The sequence below is a fragment of the Nocardia africana NBRC 100379 genome (assembly GCF_001612635.1).
Taxonomy (GTDB): domain Bacteria; phylum Actinomycetota; class Actinomycetes; order Mycobacteriales; family Mycobacteriaceae; genus Nocardia; species Nocardia africana.
The window spans coordinates 241327-256466 of the sequence record NZ_BDAV01000002.1 but is presented as its reverse complement, the minus strand read 5'-3'; the positions used below and the strand labels follow the sequence as shown (position 1 = coordinate 256466).

Here is a 15140-nt window from a genome sequence, read left to right as displayed (position 1 = left end):
TACAGCCCGAACCAGGCGATCAGCACGGAGCAGATGACCAGCAGAATCTCGAAGGTTAAGACCACATATCGGAGTTTAACGACCCGCTCGGCGAAGACGAAAACGGCCCCGGGAAAACGAATCCCGGGGCCGTTCGCGTGCGATGAGCGCAGTTTTCGGCGCCTGCCGTCGACGCTCGGCGTCGCTGTTACTTGGCGACGCTCACGTCGACGTTGTGAATGCCCGCCCCTTCCGGGCTGACCTTGGCCGATCCGTTGCCGGCCGACGACAGGGCCCGGATGGTCCAGGTGCCGGGCGCGGCGAAGAAGCGGAAATCACCGGTGCCGGAGGCCACGACCTCGGCGGTGAACTCGTCGCTCGAGTCCAGCAGGCGGACGAAGGCGCCGCCTACCGGGTTACCGTCCGCATCGAGGACGCGTCCGGTGAGGACGGTCTCCTTCTCGGTGTCGACGTTGGCCGGAAGGGCCTGACCCTGGGTAGGTGCTGCACACATATCTATTTACGCTCCCAACTCGATCGGTGCACCGACGAGGGAGCCGTATTCGGTCCAGCTCCCGTCGTAGTTCTTGACGTTCTTGTGGCCCAGCAGCTCCTGCAGCACGAACCAGGTGTGCGACGAGCGCTCACCGATGCGGCAGTAGGCGATGGTTTCCTTCTCGCCGTCGAGGCCCGCTTCCTTGTAGATGGAAGCCAGTTCCTCGTCGGACTTGAAGGTGCCGTCTTCGTTCGCGGCCTTGCTCCACGGCACGTTGATGGCGCCGGGGATGTGGCCGGGACGCTGGCTCTGCTCCTGCGGCAGGTGCGCGGGAGCGAGAATCTTGCCGGAGAACTCGTCGGGCGAACGCACGTCGACGAGGTTCTTGACGCCGATGGCCTGGATGGCGTCGTCGCGGAAGGCGCGGATCGACAGGTCCTGCTCGGCGGCCTTGTAGGTGGTCGCCGGGCGGGTCACCGCATCGGTCGACAGCGGACGGCCGTCGAGCTCCCACTTCTTGCGGCCGCCGTCGAGCAGCTTGACGTTCTGGTGGCCGTAGAGCTTGAAGTACCAGTACGCGTAGGCCGCGAACCAGTTGTTGTTGCCACCGTAGAGAACGACGGTGTCGTCGTTGCCGATACCGCGGGCCGACAGCAGATCCGAGAACTGCTCCCGGTTGACGAAGTCACGCCGAACCGGATCCTGCAGGTCCTTCTTCCAGTCGAGCTTGACGGCACCCTCGATATGGCCCGTGTCGTAGGCCGAGGTGTCCTCGTCGACCTCGACGATCACGACGCCGGGGGTGTTGAGGTTCTCTTCGACCCAGTCTGCGGAGACCAGGACATCGGAGCGAGCCATGTTGTTCCTTTCGATGTGACTTGCCGGGGTATGTGGAGAGATGAATCGGTGGTTTGCGGGGGCCGGTCAGTTCGTCGAGGTGCTCGAGGCGGCCGGGGTGCGCGCGGTGAACCGCTGGGTGAGCGGATAGATCTTGCAGCCCAGGCAGATTCCGAACGCCGCGTTGAGGAACGCCGCGAACAGTGCGAAGGCGGTGAAGACCGCGCCCACCACGCCGGCGCCGGCCGCGAAGCCGAGGAAGCCGACGATCGCGAAGACGAAACCGACGAGCTGTGCGAACCGCAGCGGCGGCACCGGCTCGGTTTCGGTCGCCGGTCCGATGCGCGGCGCGACGAAGGTGGCGAAGACCCAGCCGTAGGGGCTGCGCCGGGGACCGTACAGCGCGCCGAGGGCGAAGACGATCGCCTGCAGGGCGATCAGCACCGCGGCGGCGGCCGTCGAGAAAGCGGAGACGATCAGGACCAGCACGAGGACACCGGTGGTGATCCACGCCGCGAACCGCGGTCCGCGGATGTCCACCTGACCGGTGGGTGAGTTGGTGTTCTGAGGCACGGGAACTCCTGCGCTGAAGGAAGGCTTATCTGGCTTATCCGGTTGCGGGTTATCCGTCAGATAGGTCGGATCACCGGGGGATCGACGAGATCTCACACGCGGTGGAGAAACCGGTCGGCGGCAGGGATACGAAAGGCCGACCGGCTACATGCACAGGCAGCAACAACCGCCGAGGCGGCACAGATCGACTGTGCGGCGTCGGGTGAGCATCAGCTCTCGGCGGGTTTGCACGCCAAGCAGTTTACCCGGTTTCGGGAGGGAATTGGACCCGGGGTACGAAACCGGTGCGGGCACCGGGCGTGCGGACGGCTCGCGCTGCTCTCGGAGCACAGCGCGAAAAGCCCTCGTGAGCAGGAAGTTCAGGCCGCCTCGGGAACCGTCAGCGGGGCCAGTGCGCTACGCAGGTCGGTGGCCTTGGGCACACCGGAGATCCGGAACCGCTCACGCCCATGGGCGTCGAAGACGAACGTGGTGGGCAGCGACAGGACGTTGAGCTCGCGCGCGAGGTCGGCCTCGGCGTCGATATCGATCTCGACATCGCGGGGCGGCTGCACGGTATCGGCCAGATCGGCGACGACCCCGGCCACCACCCGCCGGACCGCGGCGCACGGACCGCACCATTCGGCGGAGAAGTGCAGCACGGTCGGCACCGCCTCGGTGACACCGACGGCGCTGAGCAGTTCGGCCCGCGACCCCGCAATCTCGGTGGTCTTGGCCGTTCGCACGCGGCCCTCGCGGTAACGCAGAGCGATACCCGCGGCCACCCCGGCCAGCAGGACGACGGCCAGAATCGTGAGTTCAATCATGGTCGGGCAAACCTGTCCATATCAATGCGAATATTCTCCCCTTCCCCCTCTACCACGATATTGCCGCCGATGGCCTGCACCTTCTTCGGGGGCACTCCGAACGGCAGATCCTTGGTGTCGATGGTGCGGGTGAAGCGGGCCAGCACCGCGGCCTTGTCCAGGTCGGGACCCAGTTCCGCGGCGGTGGTGGTGGGCGCCGTGGTATCCACGCCGCCGCGATAGAGGTCGGTGGCGACCAACTTGATCTGATCACCGTCGAGGAACAGGTCGGCCTTCACGCTCACCCGGTCGGTACTGCGGGTCTCGGGGCCGAGCTGGATGGTGCCGGTGAGGACCAGGGCGCCCTGGGTGGTCATGCCCGAACCGCCGGACCCGCCGGTGCCGTCGGATTTGTCGGCTGGGCGGGTGACCACCTCGAGGTCCGGGATGTTGAACAGCCGCCCCAGCTCGACCGGTTCGATCCGCATCCGGCCGGCCACCTGGTCGACCATCACCGAGCGCATGTCGTTGTCCACCAGATCGTGCATCGACAGGTGGACACCGTTCAGGGTGGCTTCGACGAGGATTTCACCGGGAATGTCGGGCCGGTTGGCACGTGCCCGGATCTCGAGGTTGCGGTAGTCGCCGCGCGCGGTCTGGGCCAGGAACGGGAATCCGTGAATGGTCACTTCGGGGTCGGCGCTGAGTTCGCCGCCGGCGCGCAGCGACCGCGATACCCGGTACTCCGAGTAGGCCGCCGCAGTGAAATCGACCACTACGGCGATCGCGACCACCAGCAGCAGCCCGACGATCAGTTTTCTCATCCACATGCTCCGAGTTCAGGCCGTCCGGGCGCGCGGAACGCGGCGGTCGCGCGCGGAGGGGTGCGAGGCGTGGGCGTCTCGAGGAGAGGTTACCCGGTACGAAGATATCTGCCCGGACCACGTGGGGCGCGCGGGTGTAGGCCCGGCAGCGGCCATCGCCGCTGGTCCCCGCACGGGTGCGGCGGAAGTGCGGAATACATGATCGGGGCTCCGCACGCGCTAATGTAGGCACGAATTACCTGTGCCGACGCGCATGGATTCGCGATTGACGTCGAGGTTGCCCGCGGACATGCCAGATTGGGAGGAGAGCCGGTGGAGCTGCTCCTGCTGACCTCCGATCCGAACCCGGAAGCCGTGCTGCCGTCCCTGGCGCTGCTCCCGCACAATGTGCGGCCCGCGCCCACCGAGGTGGCATCGCTGCTCGAGGCGGGAACCGCGGACGTGGCCCTGGTCGACGCCCGCACCGATCTGGCGGCCGCGCGCGGACTGTGCAGACTGCTCGGCAGCACCGGCTCCTCGGTACCGGTGGTGGCGGTGCTGACCGAGGGTGGTCTGGTCGCGGTCAATGCCGATTGGGGGCTGGACGACATCCTGCTGCCGGGAACCGGCCCGGCGGAACTCGATGCCCGCCTGCGCCTGCTGGTCGCCCGCAACGGCGGCGCGGCCAGCCCGGAGAACACCGGCAAGATCACGCTCGGCGAACTGGTCATCGACGAGGGCACCTATACCGCGCGGTTGCGCGGCCGCCCGCTCGACCTGACCTACAAGGAATTCGAGCTGCTGAAGTATCTCGCCCAGCACGCCGGCCGGGTCTTCACCCGCGCCCAGTTGCTGCAGGAGGTCTGGGGTTACGACTTCTTCGGCGGCACGCGCACGGTCGACGTGCACGTGCGGCGGCTGCGAGCCAAACTCGGCAGTGAGTACGAATCCTTGATCGGCACCGTCCGCAACGTCGGTTACAAAGCGGTTCGCCCGGCCCGCTCGGCCAACAACAAGGGCGGCGAGCAGGCGGCCGGATTCCCGGACGAGGGCGACGACGGCGCCGACGACTCGCAGTTGACGCAGGTCAACGGCAGTCCCTCATGAAGTCGGTGGCAGGCCGCAGAAGCGAGATGCGAGCAGATGCCCGCCCGGCGCGTTGTGGCGCGGACGATCGGCCGCGAGAAGTATTGCGCCGGAACGAAACCGGCGCCCGGGACAGGTAACCGCCGCGGGCGGGAATCACGGCGGTGGCCGAGCCGGTTGTGGGAGGAGCCGGTGACCGGAGGCCCGGTTGCCGGAGGGACGTGAACCGGATGAGCGAGGGATGGGTGTGAGCGTGCAGGTGCCGGACTGGACCACCGAATTGGCCCCAGCGACCGCGGCGCGGATCGTGGAGTTGGTCGAACGCGCGGGTGCCGCCGACGCGGTCGCGCCGATCTCCGAACAAGCGGTGCTCTCGGTGACCGCGTTCGCCCCGGCCGGGGCACCCGCCGCAGCCGAGCACGACCGCGCCGACTCGGATGCGCGGGCCCGCCATCTTGTCGTCGAGCGGGACGGAGAACTCGTCGCGTACGCGAATCTCGTTCCGGCACACGGTGATCACCCGGCGATGGCCGAGGCCGTGGTGGATCCGAGGGCGCGCGGGCGCGGGATCGGCGCGACGCTGGTCGCGGCGGCCCTGCAAGCCGGCGGCCCGGGTGCGCGGATCTGGGCGCACGGCAATCTGGCGCCGGCGCGGGCGGTCGCGGGCCGGCTCGGACTGACGATCGCGCGCGAACTGTGGCAGATGCGCCGGGCCCTGACGGAGGCTTCGGACAGCGATCAGGCAACCATCGAGCTACCGCAGTTGGAGGTGCCCGCCGACATCGTGCTGCGGACTTATGCCGGGCCGGCCGACGACGCGGAGATCCTGCGGGTCAACAACGCCGCGTTCGACTGGCATCCCGAACAGGGCGGCTGGACCGAGGCCGAGATCGCCGTCCGGCGGGCGGCCCCCTGGTTCGACCCGAAGGGCCTGTTCATCGCCGCCGATCCCGCGGATCCCGCGCGCATCCTGGGCTTTCACTGGACCAAGGTGCACGAGCCGGACGAGACCTCGGACGCGGTCGGCGAGGTCTACGTGGTGGCCATCGATCCGGCCGCCCAGGGCCGCGGACTGGGGCGCGTGCTCACCCTCGCGGGCCTGCACTACCTGCGTGAACGAGGTCTGGGCGCGGTGATCCTCTATACGGAGGCCGACAACACCGCGGCCGTGCACACCTATACTCGTCTGGGGTTCGAGACGGCCCACATCGACGCCGCCTACACCGCGCGGTGATTCACTCGCAGTAACACTGCGGCAAATCTCACAGGTTTGAACCGCAATCGCGCCGGGTTGTTCACTCTGCGTTCACTTGCCCAGGTCCCGCTGTCAACCGGACGAATCTACTTTGATCGTGGGCGGCATTCGCTGCTCGGTGCGCAAGTTCTCTGCGAACGGCCACCCACAGGACCCGTCCGGTCGTTGAGGGATCGGGCGTGTATGAAGCGTTTCCCGGAGGAACAGGTGAATTTCAAGCGCAGCGGCGCTCTCCTCGGTGTGCTGGCGGCTGCCGGCACTCTGACACTGACTGCCTGTGGTAGCGACGACAACTCGGCCGCAACCGGTAACACCAGCAAGGTCGATGTGGCCTGCGGTGGCAAGAAGGCTCTGAAGGCCAGCGGATCCTCCGCTCAGAAGAACGCGATGGACCGCTTCATCGCCGCCTACGAGCAGAACTGCGACGGCGCCAAGCTGGACTACACCTCCAGCGGCTCCGGCGCCGGCGTGAACGAGTTCATCGGTGGCCAGACCGATTTCGGTGGTTCGGACTCGGCGCTGGACCCGAAGAAGGACGAGCCGAAGAAGGCCGCCGACCGTTGTGGCGCACCGGCCTGGAACCTGCCGACGGTCTTCGGTCCGATCGCCATCACCTACAACCTCGACGGTGTCACCAACCTGACCCTCGACGGCCCGACGGCGGCGAAGATCTTCAACGGCACCGTCACCAAGTGGGACGACCCGGCGATCAAGGGCCTGAACCAGGGCGTGAACCTGCCCTCGGACCCGATCCACGTCATCTTCCGCAGTGACGAGTCGGGCACCACCGACAACTTCCAGCGCTACCTGGACGCCGCCTCCAACGGCGCGTGGGGCAAGGGTGCGGGCAAGGCGTTCGCCGGCGGCGTCGGCGAGGGCGCGAAGGGCAACGAGGGCACCTCGGCCGCCATCAAGAGCACCAAGGGCTCCATCACCTACAACGAGTGGTCGTTCGCGCGGTCGCAGAACCTGTCCACCGCGCAGATCATCACCGATGCCGCCGTGAAGCCGGTGGCGCTGAACACGGAGTCGGCCGGTAAGGCCATCGCGTCCGCGAAGATCGTCGGCGAGGGCAACGACCTGATCATCGACACCAACTCGTTCTACAAGCCGACCGATCCGGGCGCCTACCCGATTATGCTGGCCACCTACGAGATCGTGTGCTCGAAGTACGCCGACGCCGACACCGGCAAGGCCGTCAAGGCGTTCCTGACCTCCGCGGTCACCAACGGTCAGAATGGACTCGAGGACTCCGGCTACGTGCCGATCCCGGATGCGTTCAAGACCAAGCTGACCACCGCGATCAACGCCATCTCCTGATTGCGAAACCCCAATGACCGTCCACGACGAAGTCACCGCCGCGGGCCAGTCGGATTCGACCGGCCCGCGGTCGGGCAACGAAGTCCCGCCGGGAGATACTTCCTCCATGCCGAGTGAGTCGAGCACCAAGCCGGCCGGTCGCAACACCGGCGGCCACAGCCGCCGGGGGGAGACCGTCTTCCGTTCCCTGGCCACGGCCGCCGGGGCGACGATCGTCGCGGCGATCGCGCTCATCGCGCTGTTTCTGCTGATTCGCGCGGTGCCGTCGGTGGCGGCGAACAAGGCGAACTTCTTCACCAGCGCCGAGTTCAACGTCACCAACGCCGACAACATGCACTTCGGCATTCGCGACCTGTTCATGGTCACGGTGCTGAGCTCGCTGCTGGCACTGCTGATCGCCGTGCCGCTCGGCGTCGGTATCGCGTTGTTCCTGACGCAGTACGCGCCGAAGGTGTTGTCGCGTCCGTTCGCGATGCTGGTCGACCTGCTCGCGGCGGTGCCTTCGATCGTGTTCGGTCTGTGGGGTTTCCTGGTGCTGGCCCAGAAGCTGGCGCCCTTCGAACAATTCCTCAACGACAAATTGGGCTGGTTCTTCCTGTTCAAGGAAGGCAACGTCTCCATCAGCGGCGGTGGCACGATCTTCACCGCCGGTGTCGTGCTCGCGGTGATGATCCTGCCGATCATCACCTCGGTCAGCCGCGAGGTCTTCCATCTCACTCCCCGCGCGCACATCGAGGCCGCACAGGCCCTGGGCGCCACCAAGTGGGAGGTGGTGCGAATGACCGTGCTGCCGTACGGCCGCAGCGGTGTGATCGCAGGTTCCATGCTGGGTCTCGGCCGCGCGCTCGGTGAAACCATCGCGGTGCTGATCGTGCTGCGCACCGCCGCGACACCCGGGCACTGGTCGCTGTTCGACGGCGGCTACACCTTCGCCTCCAAGATCGCCTCGGCCGCTTCGGAATTCAGCCAGGCGCTGCCGACCGGCGCCTACATTGCGGCGGGCTTCGTCCTGTTCGCGCTGACCTTCGTCGTCAATGCTCTGGCTCGGATCGCCGCCGGTGGGAAGGTGAACGGGTGATGACCACCACGTTGGACAAGCCGATCAAGGCGCCCACGTTCCGTCACGTGAGCATGGGCCGCAAGGTACGCAACAATGTCGCCACCTCGGTCATGTGGCTGTGCTTCGCCATCGCGCTGATCCCGCTGGCCTGGGTGCTGATCCTGGTGCTGAGCAAGGGTTTCCACGCGATCGTCAACAGCGGCTGGTGGACCAAGTCGCAGAAGGGCGTGCTGCCCGACCAGTTCGCCGGCGGTGTGTACCACGCGATCTACGGAACGATCGTGCAATCGGCGGTCGCCGCGGTGATCGCGGTGCCGCTGGGCATCATGGCCGCCGTGTATCTGGTCGAATACGGCCGCGGCTGGCTGGCGAAGACGACCACCTTCATGGTCGACATCCTCGCCGGCGTGCCCTCGATCGTGGCCGCGCTGTTCGTCTTCGCGCTGTGGATCGCCACCCTCGGTTTCCCGCAGTCGGCCTTCGCGGTGTCCCTGGCATTGGTACTGCTGATGTTGCCGGTGGTGGTGCGCAGTACCGAGGAAATGCTCAAACTCGTGCCCGACGAATTGCGCGAGGCCTCCTACGCACTGGGCATCCCGAAATGGAAGACGATTCTGCGGATCGTCGTGCCGACCGCTCTGCCCGGCATGATCAGCGGTATGTTGCTGGCGGTTGCCCGCGTCATGGGTGAGACCGCGCCGGTGCTGGTCCTCGTCGGTTATTCGAAGTCGATCAACACCGACATCTTCAACGGAAATATGGCGTCGCTGCCGCTGATGATCTACCAGGAACTGGCCAACCCGGAAGCGGCAGGCCGGATGCGAGTGTGGGGCGCGTCGCTGACGCTGATCCTGATCATCGCCCTGCTGTACATCGGCGCGGCCGTGGTCAACAAACTGCTCACGCGGAATCGATAGAAGCGAACGGAATACGACAATGGCCAAGCGGATCGACGTCAAAGATCTCAACATCTACTACGGCAAATTCCATGCCGTGTCCGATGTGTCGCTGACCGTATTGCCGCGCAGCGTCACCGCTTTCATCGGTCCGTCCGGTTGCGGTAAGTCGACGGTGCTGCGTTCGCTCAACCGCATGCACGAGGTGACCCCGAACGCCCGCGTCGAGGGCGCGGTGCTGCTCGACGGTGAGGACATCTACGGCTCCGCGGTCGACCCGGTGGGCGTGCGGCGCACCATCGGTATGGTGTTCCAGCGGCCGAACCCGTTCCCCACCATGTCGATTCGCGACAACGTGGTGGCCGGGCTGAAGCTGCAGGGTGTGCGCAACCGCAAGGAACTCGACGAGGTGGCCGAGCGCTCGCTGCGCGGCGCCAACCTGTGGAACGAGGTGAAGGATCGCCTCGACAAGCCCGGCGGCGGCCTGTCCGGCGGTCAGCAGCAGCGGCTGTGCATCGCCCGCGCGATCGCGGTCTCGCCCGATGTGCTGCTGATGGACGAGCCGTGTTCGGCGCTGGACCCCATCTCCACGCTCGCGATCGAGGATCTGATCTCCGAGCTGAAGAAGGAGTACACGATCGTCATCGTCACCCACAACATGCAGCAGGCCGCGCGAGTGAGTGACCAGACGGCGTTCTTCAACCTGGAAGCCCAGGGCAAGCCCGGCAAACTCATCGAAATCGACGAGACCGAGCGGATCTTCTCCAACCCCACGCAGAAGGCGACCGAGGACTACATCTCCGGCCGCTTCGGATAATTGGGCGGCCGAGCAGCCGTCGAAATTTCGAAAACCCCGTCCCCGGTGGGACGGGGTTTTCTTTGCCACCCACCCGGGATGCTATGGCGCACATCACAGCACTTGCCGGGATGTGTGCTCGCTCATCTCATACCACAGTCGGTTGTCTGACACTCTAGGTAACAGTTATCTTCCTTCTTAACTAAACCGATCGTTATAGTCAGGAGGCGGGATGTCGGTGTCAACGGCGAGACCAGGACCCCAGCGGGGGATTCCGATCGCGACGCGTATGCGGATTCTCGCGTTGATCGCGATCTGTGCGGCCGAACTGCTGGTCGTTCTGGACAACACGCTGGTCAATGTGGCCCTGCCGTCGATGGCGGTGCAGTTGCAGGCTCGGATGAGCGGACTGCAGTGGATCGTGGACGCGTTCACGCTGGCGTTCGCCGGGCTGCTGCTGCCGCTCGGCCACCTCGGCGACCGCTACGGCCGCCGGAGACTGATGATCATCGGCCTCGCGGGTGTGGCCGTGATGTCGGCCGCCGGTGCGATGTCCTCCGGGCTCGGTCAGGTGATCGCCGCCCGTGCCGGCATGGGCGTCTTCGCGGCCGCGGTGTTCCCGGCGACGCTGGCGCTGATCATCAACCTGTTTCCGGAGGCGCGGGCCCGGGCCGCGGCTATCGCGCTGTGGACCGCCATGGCCGGTATCGCGGTGGCGATCGGGCCGGTGACCGGTGGCTGGCTGCTCGAGTACTTCAGCTGGCACGCCGTGTTCTGGATCAATGTGCCGATCGCGGCGATCACGATCGCGGCCGTACTCGTCGTCGTCCCGGAATCGCGGGCCGACCACAGCGGCCGGCTCGACGTGCTCGGCATCGGCCTCTCGCTGGTGGCGGTCACGACGCTGGTGTGGACGATCATCGAGGCGCCGAAGCACGGCTGGTTGTCCGGACGCAGCGTCGGCGGCTATGCGCTCTCGCTGATTCTGCTCGCGCTGTACGTGATCTGGGAGTTGCGGGTGGAATCGCCGGTGCTGAACATGCGGCTGTTCCGGATCCGGCGCTTCTCGATTCCGGCCCTGGCGATCACCGTCTCCTACTTCTGCGCGTTCGGATTCCTGTTCCTGATCACCCAGTACTTCCAGGGTGTGAAGGAAATGAGCGCCCTCGAATTCGGCATCCACTCTTTGCCTTTCGCGGCGGCGGTGGGCCTCGGCGCGCCCATCGCGACGCTGGCCGCACAGCGCATCGGCACCACCGCCACCGTGGTGTGCGGCCTGCTCCTGCTGGCCGCCGGCATGTTCTTCGCGGGCCGGGTCACCGTCGAAACGCCCTATCTGGGAACGGTTCTGGTCTCGATGATCCTGATGGGCGTCGGCTTCGGCGTTGTGCAGGGACCGGCCACGGAATCCATCATGGGCGCGGTGCCGATCGAGGAGGCGGGCGCCGGATCGGCGGTCAACGACACCACCCGCGAGGTGGGTGGCACCCTCGGCGTCGCCGTCCTCGGCTCGATCATGACCTCCGTCTACACCGGTCGAGTCGGCGCCCGCATCGACGCGATCCCGGACGCGATCATGAATCCGACCCAGAAGAGCCTGGCCCGCGACACCCCCATCAGCGTGCTGGAAATCGTCAAGGTGCCGATCAGCCCGTTCTTCGCCGGTGCGAAGGCCGACTTGGTGCACGCCATGAAGGTCGCCGCCCTGGCCGGCTCGACGGCCGCATCCTGGGCGGCGGTCGGTGCCCTCCTGGTCTGCGCGGTGCTCGTGGCAGCGCTGTTGCCCTGGAAACCGCAGCGTGGCGCGTCACTGCTGCTCGGCCGAACCGCGGAGGACACCCGGGCCGCGAAACCTCAGATCTTCTCGGTCTCGGTGTCCGGATCGGGGGGCAGCACGCCCGTCACGAGGAACACGACCCGGCGGCCGATCTCCACCGCGTGGTCGGCGAAGCGCTCGTAGTAGCGGCCCAGCAGCGTGACATCGACGGCGGCGGCCACGCCGTACTTCCACTCCCGGTCCATCAGCAGCGAGAACAGGTGGCGATGCAGATCGTCCATCGCCTCGTCGTCCTCGTTGAGCTGCGCGGCCCGTTCCGGATCGCGCGTCTCCAGGACCTCCTTGGCGGCGGCGCCCATATTCACCGCGATGCGGCCCATCTCGGCGAAGTAGCCGTTCACCGATTCCGGGAGCGCGTGATTCGGGTGCCGGCGGCGGGCCACCTTGGCCACGTGCAGCGCCAGCACGCCCATCCGATTCACATCGGAGACGATCTGGATGGCGCTCACCACCTGTCGCAAGTCGCCGGCAACCGGCGCCTGCAGCGCCAGCAGTGCGAACGCCTTCTCCTCGGCCTGCGCGATCATCTCGGCGATCCGGTCGTACTCGGTGATCACCTGTTCGGCCAGGACGATGTCGGCCTGCAGCAGCGACTGGGTCGCCCGCTCCATGGCCGATCCGGCCAGTCCGGCCATCTCACCCAGCAGATCGGCGAGTTCGGCCATTTGTTCGTTGTAGATGACACGCATGAAACCAAAGACTAGTTCCCGGCTCTGACCAAGTCACGAACGGTGGGTGAATCGTCGGTGCCGGTGCGATCGGCGATGTCGCCGCAGGTGAGCGCGGCTCACTTGCAGAGGTCGTCGCCCGCGTTGACGTGCTCGAGGTCGCTGGGAAGTGTGACCGGCGTCGCGGCGGCATCGGTGGCACCGGCCGGGGCGGGAACCGGCGACCCGAACGCGGTCGGCGTGCCGACGGTACCGGAGAAGTCCGCGCCGAGCGCCACCTCCACGATGCTGCCCAAACCCGAGGCCACGGCCAGTTTCGCGCCCGGCAACGCCGAGGCAACCGTCGCGGCCTCGGCCTCGTGCCCGGCCGAATAGCGGACCGTGGTGGTGTCGATCGTGCCGCCGGAGTAGTTGCCGACGTTGTAGATCTGGAAGCCCTCGGACGCGAATTTCGTCGCCGCCGTACTGGCCACGCCGGTCGCCCCGGAACCGTTGGAGACCTGCACCGACACCGTGCTCGGATCCACGGCGGTCAGCTGCGGCGGGGCCGGTGCCTGAGCCGGCTTGGACGGCTCCGGCGCCTTCTTCTCACCCGGCAGCGGCTGGTCGTCGATGATCGCCTTGAAGATCGCCTTGATATCCGATTCGCGAGGGATCTCGTTGCCGTAGGAGGTGGTGCCCGCGGTCGGCACGGTGAGGAACGTGATCGCGCCCGCGCTGACCTTCTGCAGCGAGCGGCCCAGCATCAGCAGATCCTTGGTGTTGACGTTGTCCATGAAGGCATGGCTGCTGAACGCGCCGATGAAGCCGTTGAGTTTGCCGATGTCGAAGAGCACCTTCGAGGACAGGGAACTGCGCAGCAGCGAGGACAGGAACAGTTGCTGGCGGTGGATGCGGTCGTAGTCGCTGCGTTCCTCACCCTGCACGTGGCGAGCGCGGACGTAGTCCAGCGCGGTCGGGCCGTTGAGGATCTGGCGACCGGCGTTCGGCAGGACCGTGCCGAGCTCCTCGTCGACCAGCGGCCGGTTGGTGCACACCTCGACCCCGCCGATGGTGTCGACCATCGACTGGAAACCGCTGAAGTCGATGCCGACGAAGTGGCTGATCTTCAGACCGGACAGTCTCTGAATCACCTTGGTCAGGCATTTCGGCCCGCCGAGGGCGTAGGTGGCGTTGAGCTTGTCGCCGTTCGCGGCGGGGAATTTCGCGTCGGTGTATTTGGCCTTGTCGTTGTCCCAGCCCTCGCATTCGGGACGGCTGACGTCCAGGTCGCGCGGGAACGAGACGGCCACCACGCGGGAGCGGTTCGCCGGAATGTGTACCAGCATGACGGTGTCGGACCGGGCGCCCTCGGCATCCGCGGTGGTGCCGGCGCCGAGCTGGCTGTCCACGCCGGCGCGGGTGTCGGTGCCGACGATGAGGAAGTTCTCGTCACCGGTCTGGCCGCCGGGATCGACGATATCGGCGGAGTTCTCGTCCAACGCCGACACCTGGGTGAAGCCGTTGTCGGTGGCGCGCAGGTAATTCCATCCGACACCGGTCATGACTAGGGCCAGGACCGCGCACACAGAGGTGGTCACCCGGGCCGCGAGCCGGGTGCGCCGCCGCCGGCGCTGCCTGCTCGCCGCCAGCCGCGACAACGGTGGCTTGCCTACCGCCTCGGGCGCGGCGGAAGCCGTTGCCTCCGCGCCGGATTCGTCGTCGGGTACGGGCAGCTGGTCGGTCACCTGCTCGGCGACCGGCGCCTTACCGGTGGCCGGCCGATCGACCGGACTGTCGGCGGCCGGGGCGCGATGGACCGCGGTGGCCTGGGCATCGGCGGAAACCGGTGCGCCACTTCGCATTGCGGCTTCCGGTCGTTGCGATCCCGGTTTCGACGCCGCGCGCGGATCGGATGCGCCCCCGGGGCGGCGCGGGTCCGCGGCCGTACCCGGCACGACCGGAGCGGCCGGCGGGCGTGTGCCCGGTGCGGATTCACGCTGCGCTACGGGTGGCCCGGGCACAGGTGGCGCGGCCTTCGGATCGGGGCCGCGCCTGCCCGGTGCCGCGGGTGTCGTGGACTGCTCGGGGCGCGGCCGGCGAGTGCGTGGGTCGGGGCCGGGTGTGCCACCCGCGACATTGCTGTCGGCCGGTGTGCGGCCGCGCGCGTTCGGGATGGCGCCCGATGCGCCGGTCGGCGCCTTACCGCGGGTCGCGGGCCCGGCTGCGGCGGGACGGGGCCCGGCGCCGGGCGTGAGATCGCGGGGGTCGCCACGGCGTTCGCTGCCGCCTCGGCCGGGCGGGTTCGCCGGCTGGGCGCCGCGACCGGCCGCCCGGTTCGCACCGGTGGCGGGACGCGCGGTGTTATCCGTTGTGCGCCCGTGGTTTCCGGCCTGGCGCCCGGCATTGTCGGACTGCGGAGTACGACCGCGGCCGGAGCCGCTCTCGCCCGCACTGCGGCGCTTGTCCGCGGCGTCGTCTTTACGGCGGCGCTCGATGCGTTCACTGTCGACCCGCTGAACCAGGTCGTGGACGGTGATCGGCTTGGAGGTCTGCGGCTCGTCCGCACGCCGGTTGCGCGGGGCGTCGTCGGAATCCGGCGCAGGGTATCGCTCCCACGGGGCGCGACCTCCGGGCCGGGACGAACGCCCGCGCCGATCGTCGTCACCCACCAACGAACCTCACTTCACTCTTCGTCGCGACCGGAGCTGTCGATTCCATCACTCCGGTGGCGGCACGCGCAGTCACATCCGGCCGAATCGGCCCCAGC

General features: G+C 67.4%; 14 protein-coding genes. 7 read left to right on the top strand and 7 right to left on the bottom strand.

Annotated elements, in window-relative coordinates:
* Positions 1-187: 187 nt before the first annotated feature.
* The 5 genes from NA3_RS02655 to NA3_RS02635 all read right to left on the bottom strand — a co-directional run bounded on the left by NA3_RS02655 (position 188) and on the right by NA3_RS02635 (position 3494).
* Positions 188-493, bottom strand: coding sequence for a DUF1416 domain-containing protein (locus NA3_RS02655; protein WP_062961961.1), 306 nt, complete (start codon positions 491-493; stop codon positions 188-190).
* 6 nt (positions 494-499) lie between these two features.
* A complete protein-coding gene (locus tag NA3_RS02650; RefSeq protein ID WP_062961960.1) occupies positions 500-1333 on the bottom strand; it encodes a sulfurtransferase in 834 nt (277 codons plus the stop codon).
* A gap of 66 nt (positions 1334-1399) precedes the next feature.
* Positions 1400-1885, bottom strand: a complete 486-nt coding sequence (locus tag NA3_RS02645) for a DUF4395 domain-containing protein (RefSeq protein WP_062961959.1) — start codon at positions 1883-1885, stop codon at positions 1400-1402.
* A 359-nt stretch (positions 1886-2244) separates the two neighbouring features.
* Complete coding sequence (locus NA3_RS02640) at positions 2245-2691, bottom strand: thioredoxin family protein (RefSeq protein WP_062961958.1); 447 nt, start codon at positions 2689-2691, stop codon at positions 2245-2247.
* Positions 2688-3494, bottom strand: coding sequence for an LmeA family phospholipid-binding protein (locus NA3_RS02635; RefSeq protein ID WP_062962043.1), 807 nt, complete (start codon positions 3492-3494; stop codon positions 2688-2690). Before NA3_RS02635 ends, NA3_RS02640 begins: the two co-directional genes overlap by 4 nt.
* Positions 3495-3806: 312 nt before the next feature.
* Between NA3_RS02635 and NA3_RS02630 the strand changes: the two genes are divergently transcribed.
* From NA3_RS02630 to NA3_RS02600, 7 genes are all read left to right on the top strand, one after another.
* Entirely contained in the window at positions 3807-4580 is a 774-nt protein-coding gene (locus NA3_RS02630) for a winged helix-turn-helix transcriptional regulator (RefSeq protein WP_062961957.1), read from the top strand.
* Between the two features lie 220 nt (positions 4581-4800).
* Complete coding sequence (gene mshD / locus NA3_RS02625) at positions 4801-5793, top strand: mycothiol synthase (protein WP_062961956.1); 993 nt, start codon at positions 4801-4803, stop codon at positions 5791-5793.
* A gap of 228 nt (positions 5794-6021) precedes the next feature.
* Positions 6022-7134, top strand: coding sequence for a phosphate ABC transporter substrate-binding protein PstS (gene pstS, locus NA3_RS02620; protein WP_128145686.1), 1113 nt, complete (start codon positions 6022-6024; stop codon positions 7132-7134).
* 106 nt (positions 7135-7240) lie between these two features.
* A complete protein-coding gene (pstC, locus tag NA3_RS02615) occupies positions 7241-8212 on the top strand; it encodes a phosphate ABC transporter permease subunit PstC (RefSeq protein ID WP_062962042.1) in 972 nt (323 codons plus the stop codon).
* Positions 8212-9111, top strand: a complete 900-nt coding sequence (pstA, locus tag NA3_RS02610; protein ID WP_062961954.1) for a phosphate ABC transporter permease PstA — start codon at positions 8212-8214, stop codon at positions 9109-9111. Before pstC ends, pstA begins: the two co-directional genes overlap by 1 nt.
* Positions 9112-9130: 19 nt before the next feature.
* Positions 9131-9907, top strand: a complete 777-nt coding sequence (gene pstB, locus NA3_RS02605; RefSeq protein WP_036497807.1) for a phosphate ABC transporter ATP-binding protein PstB — start codon at positions 9131-9133, stop codon at positions 9905-9907.
* Positions 9908-10118: 211 nt separating this feature from the next.
* The gene (locus NA3_RS02600) at positions 10119-11846 is read left to right on the top strand and encodes an MFS transporter (protein WP_084490910.1); all 1728 of its coding nucleotides are present in this window, start codon (positions 10119-10121) and stop codon (positions 11844-11846) included.
* Here the strand turns inward: NA3_RS02600 and phoU are convergent.
* A complete protein-coding gene (gene phoU / locus NA3_RS35680) occupies positions 11741-12412 on the bottom strand; it encodes a phosphate signaling complex protein PhoU (RefSeq protein WP_062961953.1) in 672 nt (223 codons plus the stop codon). The genes NA3_RS02600 and phoU overlap by 106 nt on opposite strands.
* Before the next feature lie 98 nt (positions 12413-12510).
* Positions 12511-15042, bottom strand: a complete 2532-nt coding sequence (locus NA3_RS02590; RefSeq protein ID WP_062961952.1) for an LCP family protein — start codon at positions 15040-15042, stop codon at positions 12511-12513.
* Positions 15043-15140 lie beyond the last annotated feature (98 nt).

Bases quoted from the DNA above. Each gene is read 5' to 3' on its own strand.
- NA3_RS02655 (WP_062961961.1), bottom strand. From the start codon at position 493: ATGTGTGCAGCACCTACCCAGGGTCAGGCCCTTCCGGCCAACGTCGAC.
- NA3_RS02650 (WP_062961960.1), bottom strand. From the start codon at position 1,333: ATGGCTCGCTCCGATGTCCTGGTCTCCGCAGACTGGGTCGAAGAGAAC.
- NA3_RS02640 (WP_062961958.1), bottom strand. From the start codon at position 2,691: ATGATTGAACTCACGATTCTGGCCGTCGTCCTGCTGGCCGGGGTGGCC.
- NA3_RS02635 (WP_062962043.1), bottom strand. From the start codon at position 3,494: ATGAGAAAACTGATCGTCGGGCTGCTGCTGGTGGTCGCGATCGCCGTA.
- mshD (WP_062961956.1), top strand. From the start codon at position 4,801: ATGGGTGTGAGCGTGCAGGTGCCGGACTGGACCACCGAATTGGCCCCA.
- pstC (WP_062962042.1), top strand. From the start codon at position 7,241: ATGCCGAGTGAGTCGAGCACCAAGCCGGCCGGTCGCAACACCGGCGGC.
- pstA (WP_062961954.1), top strand. From the start codon at position 8,212: ATGACCACCACGTTGGACAAGCCGATCAAGGCGCCCACGTTCCGTCAC.
- pstB (WP_036497807.1), top strand. From the start codon at position 9,131: ATGGCCAAGCGGATCGACGTCAAAGATCTCAACATCTACTACGGCAAA.
- NA3_RS02600 (WP_084490910.1), top strand. From the start codon at position 10,119: ATGTCGGTGTCAACGGCGAGACCAGGACCCCAGCGGGGGATTCCGATC.
- phoU (WP_062961953.1), bottom strand. From the start codon at position 12,412: ATGCGTGTCATCTACAACGAACAAATGGCCGAACTCGCCGATCTGCTG.